The 18,769-nt window shown below is 34.4% G+C and carries 11 protein-coding genes; all 11 read left to right on the top strand.

The annotated features are described in order from the left end of the window. The first annotated feature begins 164 nt into the window (after positions 1 to 164). The 11 genes from TD18_RS05450 to TD18_RS05400 all read left to right on the top strand — a co-directional run bounded on the left by TD18_RS05450 (position 165) and on the right by TD18_RS05400 (position 18,765). Entirely contained in the window at positions 165 to 3,320 is a 3,156-nt protein-coding gene (locus TD18_RS05450; protein ID WP_040249555.1) for a glycoside hydrolase family 2 TIM barrel-domain containing protein, read from the top strand. 11 nt (positions 3,321 to 3,331) lie between these two features. After that, positions 3,332 to 5,290, top strand: a complete 1,959-nt coding sequence (locus TD18_RS05445; RefSeq protein WP_174435319.1) for a carbohydrate-binding protein — start codon at positions 3,332 to 3,334, stop codon at positions 5,288 to 5,290. 42 nt (positions 5,291 to 5,332) lie between these two features. Further along, positions 5,333 to 6,160 (top strand): glycoside hydrolase family 16 protein, encoded by an 828-nt coding sequence (locus TD18_RS05440; protein ID WP_040249552.1) that lies wholly within the window; start codon positions 5,333 to 5,335, stop codon positions 6,158 to 6,160. A 112-nt stretch (positions 6,161 to 6,272) separates the two neighbouring features. Beyond that, the gene (locus tag TD18_RS05435) at positions 6,273 to 9,737 is read left to right on the top strand and encodes a hypothetical protein (RefSeq protein WP_084205850.1); all 3,465 of its coding nucleotides are present in this window, start codon (positions 6,273 to 6,275) and stop codon (positions 9,735 to 9,737) included. 13 nt (positions 9,738 to 9,750) lie between these two features. Next, on the top strand, positions 9,751 to 11,043 hold the full coding sequence (locus tag TD18_RS05430; protein ID WP_040249550.1) for a glycosyl hydrolase family 17 protein: 1,293 nt from the start codon (positions 9,751 to 9,753) through the stop codon (positions 11,041 to 11,043). A 24-nt stretch (positions 11,044 to 11,067) separates the two neighbouring features. Beyond that, positions 11,068 to 12,585, top strand: coding sequence for a glycoside hydrolase family 30 protein (locus TD18_RS05425; protein ID WP_040249547.1), 1,518 nt, complete (start codon positions 11,068 to 11,070; stop codon positions 12,583 to 12,585). Between the two features lie 4 nt (positions 12,586 to 12,589). Beyond that, on the top strand, positions 12,590 to 14,155 hold the full coding sequence (locus TD18_RS05420; protein ID WP_040249544.1) for an MFS transporter: 1,566 nt from the start codon (positions 12,590 to 12,592) through the stop codon (positions 14,153 to 14,155). 23 nt (positions 14,156 to 14,178) lie between these two features. Continuing rightward, positions 14,179 to 15,093, top strand: a complete 915-nt coding sequence (locus TD18_RS05415; protein WP_040249541.1) for a glycoside hydrolase family 17 protein — start codon at positions 14,179 to 14,181, stop codon at positions 15,091 to 15,093. Positions 15,094 to 15,427: 334 nt separating this feature from the next. Next, entirely contained in the window at positions 15,428 to 16,948 is a 1,521-nt protein-coding gene (locus tag TD18_RS05410) for a T9SS type A sorting domain-containing protein (protein WP_040249539.1), read from the top strand. A gap of 71 nt (positions 16,949 to 17,019) precedes the next feature. Continuing rightward, complete coding sequence (locus tag TD18_RS05405) at positions 17,020 to 18,027, top strand: LacI family DNA-binding transcriptional regulator (protein ID WP_040249536.1); 1,008 nt, start codon at positions 17,020 to 17,022, stop codon at positions 18,025 to 18,027. Between the two features lie 105 nt (positions 18,028 to 18,132). Next, the gene (locus tag TD18_RS05400) at positions 18,133 to 18,765 is read left to right on the top strand and encodes a Crp/Fnr family transcriptional regulator (RefSeq protein WP_040249534.1); all 633 of its coding nucleotides are present in this window, start codon (positions 18,133 to 18,135) and stop codon (positions 18,763 to 18,765) included. Positions 18,766 to 18,769 lie beyond the last annotated feature (4 nt).

Genomic DNA, 18,769 nt, shown 5'->3' with positions numbered 1-18,769 from the left:
AGGTCTTTTTTATTGATTTAATAACTCTTAGCTTTAAATTTAGGTTTGTGTAACTTGAATTCAATTCTTGTCTTGTCCAAGAGAACTATTTCAAATCTGCACATGACCAAATAATTAGATTTACAATTGGATAAAATCTATTAATCAACTAAAAAAACAATACAATGAAGAGAACTATTTTAAGATTAATTCTTCTGTTAATTACAACTTCAATTTATTCTCAGGCAGCGAAAGTTTCAGTCCACAAGGACACTGATGGGATGAAACTTGTTGTAAATGGTGAGGATTTCATGATTAATGGAATGAATTGGGATTATGTTCCTATTGGCACAAATTACTCATACAGTTTATGGGATCAACCAGATGATATAATTAAAGCGGCTCTTGATGACGAAATGAGTTTGCTTAAAAACATGGGTGTTAACGCAATTCGAGTTTACGTTGGTATTCAACCACGTTGGATTCAATACATCTATGAGAATTACGGCATATATACAATGCTTAATAATTCTTTTGGTCGTTATGGTCTGACCATAAATGGTGTATGGACGCCAGTAACAGATTATAGAGATCCTGCAACTAAAGAATTGTTGATGGGAGAAATAACTGAGATGGCTGAAACTTATAAAGACACTCCAGGATTGTTACTGTTCTTATTAGGTAATGAAAATAATTATGGACTCTTTTGGGCTGGAGCAGAAACTGAAGATTTTCCTGATGAAGAAGATAAAAAACGGGAAGTTGGTGAAAAGCGAGGACGTCCTATGTATAAACTTATGAATGATGCCGCTGTGAAAATGAAATCTATTGATTCATCACATCCAGTTGCAATTTGTAATGGTGATTTATTATTCGCAGAGATCATTGCTGAAGAATGTAAAGATGTAGACATTTATGGAACTAATATGTACCGAGGCAAGTCATTCGGTGACGCGTTTGAACGTGTGAAAAATGAACTTGACAAACCTATTATGTTTACAGAGTTTGGAGCTGATGCTTTTAATGCACTATCAAACCAAGAAGACCAAAAGATGCAAGCATTTTTTATGGTTGAAAATTGGAAAGAAATATACCAAAATGCTGCTGGATTAGGTAAATCTGGAAATTCAATTGGAGGTTTTACTTTTCAGTTTAGTGATGGTTGGTGGAAGTTAGGTCAAACCAAAAACTTAGATATTCATGATAATGGCGCTTCTTGGTCTAATGGAGGTTATTATTTAGATACTGAAAATGGAAGTAATAATATGAATGAAGAGTGGTTTGGTATCTGTGCTAAGGGACCAAACAATGCAAGAGGACTGTACACATTGTATCCAAGGGCAGCATATTATTCATTAAAAGAAGCACATGGTTTAAACCCATATGATGAAGGGGTCACCTTAGACTTTGTTAACAATTACTTCTCAAATATTAATTTAATGGATGGTGTTTTAAGAGCTAGAGGTGATAAAGCCGCAATGGGAGGAAATGAAAAAATCAGACTTAGTCAACTACGTGCAGAATTCACAACCTTCAATACAGGAGGTTCACTAATCACAACTCCTGAAACGGCTGATCCGGATTCGAGTGCTTACCCGAATCAATTAGGATTTGATCATATGCAATCTTATTTTGTTGGCGTTGAAGGTAATCCTGCGCCTAACATGAGAGCCAATGTAAACTTTAATATTATTGGTAAAGTTGCTGAAAATCCAATCGATGAGATTTTTTATGAAAATAGAGCACGACCAGTAACGTCACTGGATAACAATAACCAACAAGTGATTGAGAGTGATATTAACAGAGTAAATGTTTACAATGCCGAATTTGAATGGAATGGTAAAGACTTTGACGTTAGAGGTTTTTACAGAACTGGTCACTATCACTGGCAATATGAAGGTGATTTTTTTGGGTTATATCCAGAAGCAAATTATGGTCCTAACTTAGATATCTATGGTGGTGAAATTTTAGGAATGGAGTTTGACGGTAAAGGTTCATTAGATGGTTTAAAAGCTGCATTTGGACCACAACTTTGGTGGGGAGCTAACCCAACCATGCTTTTTAAATACAGAAAAGAATTAGGGAATTATCAAGTTACAGGAATCTACCATAGAGATGTGCAAACTGAATTAGAATTTGATGAAAATGGTCAACGTATTCTGAATCAAAACCAGGTTAGAAGTGGTATTATTCCAGCATGGCCTACAGAAAGAGCAACACTTGTTGTAGAAAGAGATTTTGGTAAGTTTGGAGTAATGTTAGGTGGTATTTGGGGAGGAAGTCCATTAAATGGTAGCTCATATCAAGATTTTAAGGACGGACAAGTTTTTGTTGATAAGATTCAAGGAAAAGATAATTGGGGAGGAAAAGCAAAAATAACTTATCAAGAAGGAAAAGTTAACTGGTATGCTCAAGGCGCAATTATGGGCCTTGTAGCAGGAGGAGGAGCTGATGCTACCCAGACATTCACAGGTTGGAGATTAAAAGATTCTGGAAGTGGAAATCAATCAAACTTTTTAACTGGATTAACTTATTCCATTGGTGATTTTCAAATAGCACCAAACTTTATGTGGCAAATGCCTCTTGTGGATCCAATGCCAAATGGTGTAGCAGCACCAGGAAGATTGAGGAATGTGATTGATGATCCCTTTGCTGTTAGAAACGGTAATCGAAAAACAACAGCAGGAGAACTGTTATTAACATTTGATCCTACTCCAGGTACATGGATGTATGAATGGGATAATGATAGATCTGAAGATGCAAAATTTGCAATGAATTTGGGGTTTGTATATCGCCATCTTTCAACAGCAATGGATGCTCATATTGGTTTTCAGGCCGATCGTACATTTTTTGCCTTTCCAACTTCAGCACCTGCTGAGGATTTATGGGAGGTTCATTCAAGAATGGTTTCAAAAGTATCCCCAGAATTAGGCATTATTGGAAATTTCTATTACGGCAATGGCCAAGGTAATGGCGATAGTGATCGATTGATCAAACGTTTTGGTGGCGACATTAGAATGATTTATAAGAAATGGAAATTTCAGTATACACAAAAAATTAATGATTGGGGACCTTTCGATTATCACAGAGATTTCAACCTTACGTTTCCAATGCAAATCATGCTAGATGTGTCTACATCATTAGGAAAACCAGATTGGTTTATTTTGCCAAACACTCAAATTGGAATTAGAGGAACTTGGAGATCATTAAATGAATTCTCACCGAGATATTCTCCATTACAAGCTCCAGAATTTGGAGTACCACCTCTAAGTCCTGTAGGATTTCCTAATGGCTCTGAATGGGAAATAAGAACATATGTACATATTAATATTGGAAAATAAAAATCAGAAAAATGAAAAATATAAAAATTTATAATTCAAAAGTCTTATTTCTGTTAAGCTTTATTATGCTGGCTTTAGTAGGATGTGAACGAGATTTATCAGATGATGCTGTTCCAGCTACATTCTCTACAATTGGTGATATTTTTACAGATAATTTTGTCGCAATGGGAACAGATTTTTATTTGCCTTTTGCCGATTCTAAATTAGATGCCTTTTCTGTAGATGATGAGGAAGGTTTTGAAAGTTCAGCTTCATATCGTGTAGATGTGCCAAACGCCGATAACCCGAATGGAAACTATGCTGGAGCAATCTTAAGAGTTGATGGTGCAGGAAGAGATTTATCAGGATATGATGCTTTAACTTTTTATGCTAAAGCGTCTCAAGGTGTTAATTTGGGAGAAGTTGGATTTGGGTTAGATTTCTTAGAGAATAAATACCAGGTTACGGCAAGTAATTTAAGTATCGGTACGAATTGGACAAAATATACAATTCCTATACCTGACGCCTCATTGTTATCAGAAGAGAGAGGTGTGTTTTGGTATTCAACTGGAACGCAAAACACAGGTGGCTCTGGTTACACAGTTTGGTTTGACGAAATGAAATTTGAAAAATTGGGAACTGTTGCTCAGCCAAGACCTAAGATTTTAAATGGACAAGATCAGTTTTTAGAGACATTTAACGGATCTGTATTACCCATTGGCGGTTTAACTCAAACATTTAACTTAGCTTCTGGTTTAGACCAAGTTGTTGCCGCTGCGCCTGGCTATTTTCAGTTTACATCTTCAAATACTAGTGTCGCAACAGTTAATGACTTAGGTGTGGTCACTGTTGTGGGACCGAGTGCAACAGATCCAGATACCGGAGAGTTTATTCCAACAGTTATTACTGCCACGTTAGATGGCGTCGTAGCAGAAGGGTCATTGAGCTTAGTGTCTTTAGGACCTTTTACAGAAGCTCCGGTTCCAACACAATCTCCTGAAAACGTTATCTCACTATTTAGTGATGCTTATACCAACGTGCCTGTTGATTATTATAACGGTTTCTTTAATGGTGATGGTCAAACGACTCAAGGAGGTGCACCTCCAACAAATGTTGGTGGTGGTGAAGTGATTAATTATACCAATTTAAATTTTGTTGGTATTGGAACATTTTTAAATGTGCAACCAATTGATGCTACTCAAATGACGCACTTACATGTTGATATTAATGTGCAAGAAGCTATTGATTCAGGAGATTTTATACGATTACAACTTCTTAATGGGGTTCAAACGAGTAACGAAATCTCTGGATCTAGAACAATTCCAGGTACCGAATTGGCACAAAATGAATGGAGAAGTTTTGATATTCCCTTAGGAGAATTTTCAGGACTATCAACTAGAGATGCTTTAGGGCTTTTGTTCTTTATATCAGATTCAACTATCTCGAATATTTATGTGGATAATATCTACTATTATAAAGAAGTTGTTGATCCTTCTCCAAATGTTGATGACTCCGCTGCTACGCAAGTAGAATTACCAATTGGTTTTGAGTCAAGTTTAACCTATAATTTTGTTGGATTTGAAGGTGCTGATACAGCTGTTGAGTCTAATCCAGATCAAAGTGGCATCAATCCGACTGCTACTGTTATGAGGTCTACAAAAACTGTTGGAGCACAATTTTTTGCAGGTACAGCTTTAGAGTTAGATGCTCAGGTGGATTTTTCGACTTCCCAAAAATTTAGAATGAAAGTTTGGTCACCAAAATCGGGTATACCTATAAAAGTCAGATTTGAGAATGCTGGAAATACAGTTGGAATAGAATTAGATTCTAATACAACTACCATGAATGAATGGGAGGAATTGGAATGGGATTTTAGTGATTTAAATACATCAGCAAGTTTTGTTAGAGTCGTAGTCTTTTTTGAGTTTATACCTGGCACACCTGGAGATGGAAGCACGTATTATTTTGATGACTTAAAAATATTAGAATAGTAGTGTTATTGCGAATTTGAAAATTAATTAAAAAAAATAAATATGAAAAAGGTATCAATTATTACTTGTTCAATCATATTAGGATCTGTTTTTCTTTTTACGAGTTGCTCAACCGATGAAAATCAAACAGTGACAACCTTTGACAATCTTGTAAAATCAGATGAGTTTAATTCAGTTTCGGCTGAAGTTCCTGATTCAAATATGTGGAACTTTGATATTGGAAATGGTGCTGAACAAGGTATTCCTGGATGGGGAAACAACGAGTTACAGTATTACACCGATCGTCCGGAGAATGTGATTGTTGAGGATGGCATGCTCAAAATAACTGCCATTCAAGAATCATTTATGGGTTCTGGTTATACTTCAGCTAGATTACAAACTAAAGATAAATTCGAAAAAAAATATGGTCGTTTCGAAGCGCGAATAAAACTACCTTGGAGTCAAGGATTATGGCCAGCTTTTTGGATGTTAGGACAAAATTCTGATGACGTCATCTGGCCTCAATGTGGAGAGATTGATATTATGGAAAATAGAGGACAAGAGCCGACCATAATAAATGGATCAGCACACGGACCAGGTTATTCTGCAGGAGAAGCCGTTACCAAAGCATATGAATTAACTGGTGATCGTTTTGATACTGGTTTTCATGTATTTGGTATTGAATGGGGCGAGAATTATATCAATTATTATGTTGATGACGTGCTGTACAATCAAATTACACCTGATGATGTTTCAGGCGAATGGGTATTTGATCAACCATTCTATATCATATTAAATGTAGCCGTTGGAGGTAATTATGTTGGCTCTCCAAATGAAAATTCTGTATTTCCACAAACAATGTATGTGGATTACGTTAGAATTTACGAATAGAACAATTACTCATGGTTTTAAAGGTCGAGCAATAACTCGACCTTTTTAAAAATCCATCTCTATTATTAAATCTTAATCAGTCCAAATTATTAATAAAATAGTTTGGTTAATAATGACAGACCAATCATTACCAATGAAAAACAGTACTATCGAAAATAATAAAACCAGCACGTTAATGGAACATGTTCTCATTGACAATGAGATGTATTTCAAAATTGCCAATAGTAATGCAATGCGACCATTTTTTATGAGTATTGTAAGTGATTCCAATCACTGGATGTTTATTTCAAGCAATGGTGGTTTAACTGCTGGTAGAAAGAATAGTGAATATTCATTTTTTCCTTATTATACGGATGATAAAATTACCGAATCTTCAGAAATCACAGGCAGTAAATCTATTTTTTTAGTTGACCATAAAAAGCTTTGGGAACCTTTTTCAATTCGTCAAGAAGATCGTTATGAAACGAGTAGAAATCTGTATAAAAATATTTATGGAAATAAAGTCATTTTTGAAGAAGTTAATCACGATTTAAATCTAACATTTAGATATCAATGGAATTCTAGTAATGAGTTCGGCTTTGTTAAAAAATCAAGTTTAATTAATCATTCTGAAAGAAGTGTAACTATTTCATTGTTAGATGGATTTCAAAACATTTTACCCTTTGGTGTCCCATCAGACACGCAAACTAGAGTAAGTAATCTTGTAGATGCTTACAAAAAGAGTGAGCTTGAAAAAGATGCTGGATTGGGAATTTATGCCTTGAGTGCTATAATTGTTGATAAAGCCGAACCTAGTGAGGCTTTAAAAGCAAATATTGCCTGGTCTTTAGGTTTAGATAATGTAAAATATTTATTGTCATCACTTCAGCTTAAAGATTTTAGGAATAAAAAGTCTCTCACTGAGGAAATTGATGTAAGAGCTGAAAAAGGTGCTTATTTTGTGAATGCCGAAATTATATTAGATCATAAGGAGGAGAAGAACTGGATGTTGATTGGTAATGTGAATCAAGATCATTCGTCTGTCGCTCAAATCATTAATCGGATAAAAAGTGATAAGAATCTTGAAGCAGCTGTTCAGTCTGATATAGATAATGGAACAAAGCGATTAATAGAACTTAATGCATCCGCTGATGCGCTGCAACTTACTGCAGATAAACAAAGAGATACAAGACATTTTGCAAACACTTTGTTTAATATTATGCGAGGTGGAATCTTTGATAATAATTATAATATTGAGAAATGGGATTTTTGTAAATATCTCTCTCATGCTAATAAAAATGTATTTCTTAATAACGCTTCAGTTCTTGATACATTACCAGATACGTTTTCGGTGTCTCAAATAAAAAAGAAAGCATATCAAAGTGAGGATAAAAATTTCCGAAGACTTTGTCTAGAATATATGCCTCTTAAATTTAGCAGAAGACATGGAGACCCAAGTCGACCATGGAATAAATTTTCTATTAACACCAGAAGTGAAGTGGATGGATCAAAAATTTTAGATTACGAAGGAAATTGGAGAGATATTTTCCAAAATTGGGAAGCTCTAGCTCATGCGTATCCTATGTTTATTGAAAATATGATTCATAAATTTTTAAACGCTACAACTTTTGATGGTTATAATCCTTACCGTGTAACTAAAGGAGGTTTCGATTGGGAAACTATTGAGCCTGATGATCCGTGGTCATATATTGGGTATTGGGGCGATCACCAGATAATATATTTACTTAAGTTCTTAGAGTTTATTGAAGATCACAACCCTGGAAAATTGGCAAGCTATTTTACAGAAGATGTATTTGTCTATGCCAATGTGCCTTACAAAATTAAAAGCTATCAAGACATACTTAAAAACCCGAAAGATACCATTGATTTTGATGAAGAATTAGATGATAAAATTCGACTAATGCGCTCAGATTTAGGTGCTGATGGTGCTTTGCTAAAGAACCAAAAACAAAGTATATGCCATGTAAATTTCATAGAGAAAATACTAGCAACTGTGCTAGCAAAAGTATCTAATTTTATTCCTGAAGCAGGTATTTGGTTAAACACACAACGCCCAGAATGGAATGATGCAAATAATGCTTTGGTAGGTAATGGTGTGTCTATGGTGACATTAAATTACCTCAGACGATTCTTAAATTTCTTTGACAAGATAGTTTCAGATACTCATGTTCAATCTATAGATGTTTCTGAAGAATTAGCCGTGTTTTTCAATCAAGTTGGCGATACGCTTTACGCTCACCAACATCTTTTATCGGATACTATTTCTGATAGCGATAGAAAAACCATACTAGACGGTTTGGGAGAGCCTGGAAGTGCTTATAGAACTACGATATATAAAAATTCGTTTACGGGTAAAAAAGAAAGTATCTCATTAGAACGATTAAAACAATTTATTGAAATTACGCAGAAGTATTTGGAGCATACTATAGATGCAAATAAACGAAATGACGATTTACATCACGCATACAACTTAGTAACTCTTGTAGATAATTCTGAAATTTCAATATCACATCTAGATGAAATGCTTGAAGGCCAAGTTGCCGCATTAAGCTCAGGATATTTATCATCTTCAGAAGTGCTTGATGTGCTTGATGCTATGAAGAAAAGTGCATTGTTTAGAGAAGATCAATACAGTTATTTATTATATCCTAATAAAAAACTTCCACGTTTTATTGCTAAAAATACCATTCCTAATAGAGCTGTAGAAAATTCTAAATTATTGAAGCAACTGCTTCGTGATGGTAATACTCAAATCATTTCTAAAGATATTAATGGTGTTTACCATTTCAACGGCAATTTTAATAATGCCAATAGCCTATCAGAAGCTTTATCAGCTCTTAAAAATACAACCTATAAATCGCTTGTAGAGGAGGAGGAATTGCAATTACTTCAAACTTATGAAACGGTTTTTAATCATAAAGCTTTTACAGGACGTTCAGGAACTTTTTATGGCTATGAAGGTTTGGGTTCTATCTATTGGCATATGGTATCTAAGTTACAATTAGCTGTTCAGGAATGTTGTTTAAAAGCTATTAATAATCATGAAAATGATGAAGTCATCGGAAGGTTATTAGAGCATTACTATGAAATAAATGAAGGTATTGGAACCCATAAACCACCTAAATTATATGGTGCGTTTCCAACCGATCCGTATTCTCATACTCCTGAAGGTAAAGGAGCTCAACAGCCTGGTATGACAGGACAAGTTAAAGAGGATATTTTATCTCGAATTGGTGAGTTAGGTGTATTTGTGAAAAAAGGGCAATTAACCTTCAAACCAAGTTTGTTACGACAGGATGAGTTTCTGAAACATAAAAAAAGCTTCAATTATGTCGATGTCGATAAAAACTGGAAGCAAATTGACTTGGAAGTGGGTTCATTAGCCTTTACATATTGTCAAGTTCCTATTGTTTATAAGCTAGGAAATGACAATGCAATTGAAGTTGTTTTTAAAGATAACTCGGTTACAAATTTTAATAACCTGACTCTTGACAATAAGACGAGTACTAAACTATTTAACCGTTCTGGCTTAATTGAAAAATTAATTATTTCAGTTCATAAATCAATCATCAAATAAACTATAAGCCATTATGAAATCTAAGGTGAACCTTTTAGTAATTACTATTGTTTCAATATTCATATGGTCTTGTAATCAAATTTCAAAAGAAGAAAAAGAAATGCAGACACGACAAAAAGTGACAGCTAAAGATATATTAGGTAATCCACATTATTTAGCAATTTCTTACGGAGGTTATCGTGAAAAGTCAAGAGATAGTCAACCTACTGTTAAAGAGCTAAAAGACGATTTGAAGTTATTGTCTGCAATGGGTATTAAAATATTGAGAACCTATAATGTACAACCTAACCTTCCTCACGCATCAAATGTTCTAAAAGCTATAGATGAACTTAAAAAAGAGGATTCAAATTTTGAAATGTATGTCATGCTGGGCGCTTGGATAGATTGCCTTAATGCTTGGACAGATCAACCTGTAAATCATGATATCGAAAGTCCGAATAATGCAGGAGAAATTGAAAGAGCAGTTGCTTTAGCAAATCAATATCCTGACATTGTAAAAGTAATAGCTGTTGGCAATGAGGCCATGGTAAAATGGGCAACAAGTTATTATGTGCAACCCAATGTCATTTTAAAATGGGTTAAATATTTACAATCATTAAAAAAAGAAGGTAAACTTTCAAAAGAATTATGGATTACAAGTTCTGATGACTTTGCTTCTTGGGGTGGAGGAGATAATTTATACCATGTAAAAGATTTAGAAGACTTAATTAAATCTGTTGATTATATCTCAATGCATACCTATCCTTATCATAACACACATTATAATCCTGAATTTTGGGGAGTTCCACAAAGCGAAGAAAATCTGTCCAGCAAACAAAAAATTGATGCGGCAATGAAGCGTGCCATTGAATTCTCTAAACGACAATATGATAGTGTATACAAGTATATGAAAAGCATTGGCGTACATAAACCAATACATATAGGTGAAACCGGTTGGGCAACTGTGTCCTCAGGGTTTTATGGATCTAATGGGTCTAAGGCTACAGATGAATACAAACAAGGTCTCTACTATAATTTAATGCGTGAGTGGACTAATAGTGAGAGAATTTCATGTTTTTACTTTGAAGCATTCAATGAAAAATGGAAAGATGCTGAACATCCCAATGGTTCAGAAAATCATTTTGGTTTATTTACAATAGATGGAAAAGCAAAATATCCTATTTGGGATTTGGTCGATAAAAATGTGTTTATAGGATTATCAAGAAACGGCCAACCAATAACGAAAACTTACGAGGGTGATATTAATGCACTAATGAAAGATGTTTTAGTACCACCAGCTTTAAGTGAAATTATGGTTAATCGCTAGGTATGTTAGTAAAATTAGTTCAATATGAAAACAGTAAACTATGTAATTTATTCTCTGTTAATACTAGTTATGACAAACTGTAACGACAAACACGATACAGATAAATCTTTAAAAGTAGAAGTTTACGAAACTTCAGCTAGTGGAAATAAGCTCACTAAAATTAACGAGTTTCCATCGTTAGATTCGACTGTGGTTTTGAGAATAAATCCAGAAAAAAAATATCAAACGATTACCGGATTTGGAGGAGCATTTACAGAATCTTCTGCTTACTTATTGAATAAACTGAGTAAAGAAAATCGGGAAAAAATATTAAAAGCTTATTTCGCTAAAGATCAGGCAAATTATTCGTTAACCAGAACACATATGAATTCGTGCGATTTTTCATTAGGTCAGTATTCTTATGCCCCTATAGAGGAGGATATGAATCTGGAGCATTTTACCATTGAAGAGGATATGAATGACTTAATTCCTATGATTAAAGATGCGATGGCTGTATCTCAAGATGGATTTAAAATTTTTGCTTCGCCATGGACAGCTCCACCTTGGATGAAAGATAATAAAGAATGGGTTGGAGGTAAATTACTTCCAAAGTACTACGATACTTGGGCATTGTTTTTTTCTAAATATGTTGATGCCTATAAAGATGAAGGAATTGATATCTGGGGTTTTACTGTAGAAAATGAACCTCATGGAAATGGAAACAACTGGGAGAGTATGCATTTTACTCCTGAAGAAATGACTGATTTTGTTATGAACCATATGGGACCAAAACTTGAAGCGGATGGAAAAGGAGATGTGATCATTCTAGGATATGATCAAAATAGAGCGGGTTTAAAAGAATGGGTTGATGTCATGTATGCCACTGAAGAATCATCAAAATATTATGATGGAACTGCCATACATTGGTATGAAAGTACTTACGATTACTTTCCTGAAGCGCTCCAATATGCACATTCAAAAGCACCAAACAAACTCTTGATTGAAACTGAAGGTTGCGTAGATTCGGAAGTGCCGAAATGGAGAGATGATTTATGGTATTGGTCTAAAGAAGCAACAGATTGGGGTTGGGATTGGGCTTCAGAAGAAGAAAAATATTTGCATCCTAAGTATGCTCCAGTAAATCGTTATGCCAGAGATATCATTGGATGTCTAAATAATTGGGTTGATGGTTGGGTAGATTGGAATATGGTTCTTGATCGGCAAGGAGGACCAAACTGGTTTAAAAATTGGTGTGTGGCACCAGTAATCGTTGACCCTGAAGCTGATGAAGTTTACTTTACACCGCTATATTACACCATGGTTCATTTTAGTAAATACATACGACCAGGAGCCGTAATTATTGATGTTGATAATCCTGATAAAGATCTTATGGTAACGGCTGCCATGAATCCAGATGATTCAATAGCAGTAGTCGTTTTCAACGAAGGCCAAACACATAAAAGGTTCACTGTTAATTTAAATGGAAATGCAATAGATATTACAATAAGTGCACAAGCCTTGCAAACTATTATAGTACCAGAGCCTAAAACTAACAAAAACTAAAACTATGTCGAAAATTAAAACCGCAGCTAAAGATAAAGTTCCTGTTGGACAAAAAGCAGCCTTTGGTGCTGGTCATTTTGTACTTAATCTTTTACCAGGAGTATTGGGAGTTTATCTTCAAGTATTTATTTTAACCGCTTTTGGAATGGATCCTGTTTGGGCAGGTCTTTTGGGTGGTTTGCCAAGGATTTTTGATGCTTTAACTGATCCCGTCATGGGCTTTATATCTGACAATACAAAGTCTCGTTATGGTCGAAGAAGGCCCTATATTTTTACAGGTGCTATAATTAGTGGGATACTCTTTATCTTGATGTGGCAACTTGATGAAAATGCATCACAGACCTTTAATTTTTGGTATGTAATGATTTTGCAAATCTTATTCTTGGTTGGTAATACAATGTTCGCAACACCATTAGTCGGTTTAGGATATGAAATGACATCAGATTATAATGAACGTACTAGACTAATGAGTCTCGCTAATAGTATGGGGCAAATCGCTTGGATGATTGTGCCATGGTTATATGTTATAATTCCCGACGTAAATACTTTTGAAAACCCAGCTGAAGGAGTACGAACTATGGCTGTAATAGTTGGCGCAGTTTGCATAGCATTTGGCGTTTTACCCGCTTTTTTCTGTAAAGGTATTGATGCGTCACATATGGAAAACCGACAGGTTATTAATTTTAAAACCTTGGCTTCTAATATGAAAGAATTATTCAGGGGAATCAAACAAGTTTCAAAAAATAAGCCATTTATGAAACTCTGTGGCGCAACCTTTTTAGTGTTTAATGGGTTTCAATTAGTAGCTGCATTTTCTGTATTTATTATTGTTTTTTATATGAACAAAGGAAGCTGGGAAGATGCAGGAACATGGCCTGCTTGGTTTAACACACTTAACGCCATAATTACAGCTTTTATAGTTATACCTATAATTTCTAAAATGGCAACAAAATGGGGTAAAAGAAATGCTTTTCTTATTTCTACATTCTTATCTATTATTGGTTATATATTGAAATGGTGGGGTTTTGATGTTCAACTAAATGATCGTTTTAATCAAACGACATTAGGACAATCGCTGAATAACGGTGTTGCTTCTATATTTGATTTCTTGAATCCATATTTAGAGAGCGCTGGAATGTCATGGTTTAGTATTGATGCAAGTAATGGCATCCCTTGGCTAATCTTTTTGCCTATTCCGTTATTCGCCTTTGGAATGGGAGGATTATTTACTCTTATGATGAGTATGACTGCAGATGTATGCGATTTGGATGAACTAAAAAATGGTATGCCAAGAAAGGAAGGAACGTTTGGCGCTATTTACTGGTGGATGGTAAAATTAGGGCAAGCCATAGCAATCATCTTGAGTGGTGTAATATTAAAAATCGTTGGATTTGATCAGAATGTAAGTCTGCAAGCAGCAGAAACTATGAGGTCTCTGAGAATTGCAGATATCGTTGTGCCTGCTACCACTGCCGCGTTGGCGATGCTTGTAATGTGGAAGTATAGCTTAAATGAATCTCGAGCTAGAGAGATCAAAGAAGTATTGGTGAAACGCAGAGGAGAATTGTAACTTAAATAAAAATACAAATATAAATGTCATATAGAGATGAAGATTATCACGCATATAGTGGTGTAAATTTTACAGAACTTTCTGGAACTGATTTTTCAGAATATACCTCAGAAGACTTGAAAAAACTATGGCGGAAAACTTTAAAAAGTGGAATGCATGGTATTTGTTTCAGTATGTATGAAGATGGTCAAGAGCCTGGAGATATAATTACTGTGGAACAGGTCGAAAGACGTGTTAAGATCTTGAAACCTTATTCTAAATGGATAAGATCATTTTCTTGTATTGAAGGGAATGAGCATATTGCTAGAATTTCACACAAACATGGCATCAAAACTATGGTTGGTGCTTGGTTGAGTGATAATAAAGAGGATAATGAAAGAGAAATAGAAGGCTTAATCGCTCTAGCCAAAGAAGGATGTGTAAATATTGCAGCTGTAGGAAATGAAGTACTTTATAGAAACGACCTGTCACTTCAAGAATTATTAGAATACATGACACGTGTCAAGGAAGCACTTTCTGGTTTAGATATACCAGTTGGATATGTTGACGCTTATTATGAGTTTTCTGTTCATCCTGAATTGGTGGAAATTAGTGATGTTATTTTAAGCAATTGTTACCCTTATTGGGAAGGATGTCACATAGATGGCTCCTTAAGTCATATGCAACAAATGTTTGGTCAAGCTACAGATGCCGCTAAAGGAAAAAAAGTAATAATTACCGAAACTGGTTGGCCGAGTGAAGGTGGAAGTTTAAGAGGCGCATTGTCTTCTGAAGAAAATGCCATGAAATATTTTATAAATACACAACTTTGGGCAAAAAAATCGAATATAGAAGTCTTCTATTTCTCATCTTTTGATGAATCCTGGAAAACAGGAGATGAAGGTGATGTTGGAGCGTTTTGGGGACTTTGGGATAAGCATGAAAAATTGAAATTTTGAATTTAATATCGACTGGCTTGTAGTTTTAATAATAAATCTATTACAACATTAAGTTTAATTAGCAATACGGTTGAAATAATGAACACAACATTACCAATACGTAGTTCAAAAACATCGTGATTGTTCATTATGACTTATAGAAATGAAGGCTCTTAAGGCATTACAAACATTGGTTTGTGCAATTTTTATTTTGAAATATAAAATAATTTGTATTTGTATGTTTTTTGTTTAGGTGGTATTTGCATAATAATCAAATTTTACTATCTAAATTTACGAATATGAAAATCTAATAATATGTTTTTTGAATAATTAATAAATCTAAATACTTAATACTATGAAAAAAATTACGCTACTAACTTTTTTATTAACATCTTTTGTGATGTTTGGTCAATCGTCCTTACCAATTGACTTCGAAAACGGAACTACGACTGCTTCTTTTGAATTTGGCGGTTTAGGATTTGCCAATATTGCTAATCCTGATCCATCAGGAATTAATACCTCTTCAAGAGTTTTGGAAGTTGTTAAACCTGCAGGCGCTGAATGGTTTGGTGGATTTGGTTATGAAACACCAGGTTCAGCATTTATCGATCTAGCCAACGGTGAGGCTTTTACCCTGAAAATTTGGTCAACAAAAGCCAATCTCAAACTACGTTTTCAAATCCAGATCGGATTAAGTGGAGAACCAACCTATAATAGAGATGTAATTGTTTCTGATGCTAATACATGGACAGAAGTTACTTTTGATTTCTCAAACCAAGCAGGTCTTACTGGTACTGAACAATATTCAACTCTAGTTATACAACCTGATTACGACCCAGCATGTGAAGGACCAGGTTGTCCAACCCTTGCTGTTGGAGGAACGTATTACATTGATGATATCGTTCAAGTAGGTGCTCCTGAGCCGACATGTACAGACGGTATTCAAAATGGAAATGAAACAGGTGTTGACTGTGGAGGACCTGATTGTCCTGCTTGTCCGCCTTCATGTACTGATGGTATTCAAAACGGAAACGAAACAGGAGTTGACTGTGGAGGACCTGATTGTCCTGAGTGTCCTGCTCCAGATCCGACTGTTGGTCCAGTTAACTTTGGTTCAACAGGGAATGATATGTATATCTACAGTGAATTAAGTGGAAATGCAAATTCTTCAGATTTTGCTGGGTTTAATTTAGTGGATTTTGCAGGAGGAACACAACTTTCTCAACCTGATTTATCTGGAGATACTGTTTTAAGAGTTGATAATTTAGATTTCTTTGGTAGTGGTTTAGGTGAAGTATTTAATGCTACAAGTACGTATAGTTTTGTGCATTTAAATTATTATGCAACATCTTCTACAGCATTTAATTTTTCATTAGTAGATCAATCATTAAGTGCGACAATTTGTTGTGGTAACCCTGAAGAACCATTCTACAGATTTGGTAGTGGAGGAGATGCTCCTCTAGTTACAGGACAATGGGTAAGCGTATTTATTCCATTATCACATTTTGCTAACTTTCCAGCACTTGTAAATGGTACATGGGATGGAACAGATATTATCCAAACGCTAGTAACTGGAAATGGGACTGTTTATTTAGATAACATATTCTTTAGTGATTCTAATACCTTAGGTATAGATCAGTTTACAACGGTTTCTACAAAAGTATTTCCTAATCCAACAAATTCAACGTGGAATGTAGTTTCAAATCAAGTGATTTCAAAAATCCAATTATTTGACATATTAGGTAAAGCAGTTATAACACTTGAGCCAAATGCTGCAGTAACAACTATCGATGCGGCATCAATTCCAAAAGGGATGTATTTTGCAACTTTAACAACTGAATTAGGTTCTGAGACTATTAAGTTGATTAAAAACTAAATTATCTTTTAATATAATTATAAAAGAGTGTATTTTTATAAAGTACACTCTTTTTTTATGATGACAAGATTATGATAACACTAAAACACTTAGCAGAACAATTAAACGTGTCTATTTCAACCGTTTCAAAAGCATTACATGATAGTGAAGAAATAAGTCCAGATACTATAGAACGTGTTAAAGCGCTTGCAAAGCATCTTAATTATAAGCCCAATAAAGTGGCTATTAGTCTAAAGAACAGTAAAACAAATACGATAGGCGTTATAATTCCAAATATACTTAATCATTTTTTTGCTAAAGCACTTTATGCTATTGAGAAAGAGGCTTCAAAGCAAGGATATAATATCATTACTTGTCTCTCTAATGAAAAAAAAGATAAAGAAATGAATAGTCTACAATTATTGTCTAATGGTAGTGTGGACGGGTTTATAATGTCTATGGCTGAAGAATCACAAATTGCAAATAATGTAGATCATATTAAAGACATACTTCATCAAAATATTCCGGTTGTAATTTTCGACCGAGTTTCGGAATCTATTGCATGTGATAAAGTCATAATTGATGATTTCGGAGCAGCTTACGAGGCTACAAAACATTTACTTTCGGAAGGCAGAAAACATATTGTCTTAATTAGTAATATAGATGACCTAAGTGTTGGAAAACTCAGAACTAACGGTTACATGGAAGCTTTAAGTGAGGCTGCAAATTATGACAATAAACCAAATGTTATAATCATTAAAACCAATGATGCAATTGAAGCACCAATAGAGGATTTATTTAAAAATCATCCTACTGTTGACGGTATTATTTCTATTGATAATACTTCAGGAGTTGTAGCGCTTCAAAAAGCCATTAAACTAAATTATAAAATACCTCAGGATTTATCTATTATTGGTTTTTCAGATGAAAACGTACTTCAGTTTACAGATCCAAAATTATCTACGATTTCTCAGCACACTTTAGATATTGGTAAATCCTCTGTTCAGTTGTTGGTCGATCGTTTAAAGAGTAAAGACCAGGTAAAGCCTATTATTAAAACCATAAAAACAAAATTAATTTTAAGAGAAACCACGAAATAAAGAACACTGTATAGTAGTCACTTTTACAAAGACTCTTTGTTAAATGGACTAAATAGACCTTTCTAAACTTTTCAATTGCGTATATTTAATGCATAATATTAGAATATGTTAGAAGAATTAAAAACAAACTACGGTTACTTATTTGAGGAAGAATTACTTCAAGAAATTAATAGTGTTGGTACGTATAAAGATGTGCCAGAGGGTCATCATCTCATAGAAATAGGTGATTACATAAGATCTATGCCACTTTTAATAAGTGGTGCTATTAAAATTCTTCGTGAAGACACCAATGGTGATGAACTTATACTATATTTTATTGAACGAGGGGATACTTGTGCAATGACACTATCGTGTTGTTTGGGGCAATCAAAAAGTGAAATAAGAGCTGTTGCTGAAACGGATACAAAACTGATAATGATTCCTGTTCAAAAAATGGAAGAATGGCTAGGGAAGTATAAAAGCTGGCAAAAATTTATTCTACAAAGTTATCATGATCGTATGTCGGAATTGCTTCATGCTATTGATACCATTGCGTTTTTAAAAATGGATGAGCGTTTGTTCAAATATCTGAAAGATAAAGCTATGGTCAATCATAATGAAGTTATTCATGTTACTCATCAAGAAATAGCACAAGATTTACATACCTCACGTGTTGTAATTTCACGATTACTAAAAAAGTTGTCCATCAATGGTAAAATAGAACTTCACAGAAATAATATTAAGGTTATAGATCTGTAAAAGG

It is taken from the genome of Psychroserpens mesophilus, assembly GCF_000826645.1.
GTDB classification, from domain to species: Bacteria; Bacteroidota; Bacteroidia; order Flavobacteriales; family Flavobacteriaceae; genus Psychroserpens; species Psychroserpens mesophilus.
Note: the sequence above shows the minus strand (reverse complement) of the source record. Positions and strands in the feature narration are given on the sequence as shown.

Bases quoted from the DNA above. Each gene is read 5' to 3' on its own strand.
- TD18_RS05450 (WP_040249555.1), top strand. From the start codon at position 165: ATGAAGAGAACTATTTTAAGATTAATTCTTCTGTTAATTACAACTTCA.
- TD18_RS05445 (WP_174435319.1), top strand. From the start codon at position 3,332: ATGAAAAATATAAAAATTTATAATTCAAAAGTCTTATTTCTGTTAAGC.
- TD18_RS05440 (WP_040249552.1), top strand. From the start codon at position 5,333: ATGAAAAAGGTATCAATTATTACTTGTTCAATCATATTAGGATCTGTT.
- TD18_RS05435 (WP_084205850.1), top strand. From the start codon at position 6,273: ATGACAGACCAATCATTACCAATGAAAAACAGTACTATCGAAAATAAT.
- TD18_RS05430 (WP_040249550.1), top strand. From the start codon at position 9,751: ATGAAATCTAAGGTGAACCTTTTAGTAATTACTATTGTTTCAATATTC.
- TD18_RS05425 (WP_040249547.1), top strand. From the start codon at position 11,068: ATGAAAACAGTAAACTATGTAATTTATTCTCTGTTAATACTAGTTATG.
- TD18_RS05420 (WP_040249544.1), top strand. From the start codon at position 12,590: ATGTCGAAAATTAAAACCGCAGCTAAAGATAAAGTTCCTGTTGGACAA.
- TD18_RS05415 (WP_040249541.1), top strand. From the start codon at position 14,179: ATGTCATATAGAGATGAAGATTATCACGCATATAGTGGTGTAAATTTT.
- TD18_RS05410 (WP_040249539.1), top strand. From the start codon at position 15,428: ATGAAAAAAATTACGCTACTAACTTTTTTATTAACATCTTTTGTGATG.
- TD18_RS05405 (WP_040249536.1), top strand. From the start codon at position 17,020: ATGATAACACTAAAACACTTAGCAGAACAATTAAACGTGTCTATTTCA.
- TD18_RS05400 (WP_040249534.1), top strand. From the start codon at position 18,133: ATGTTAGAAGAATTAAAAACAAACTACGGTTACTTATTTGAGGAAGAA.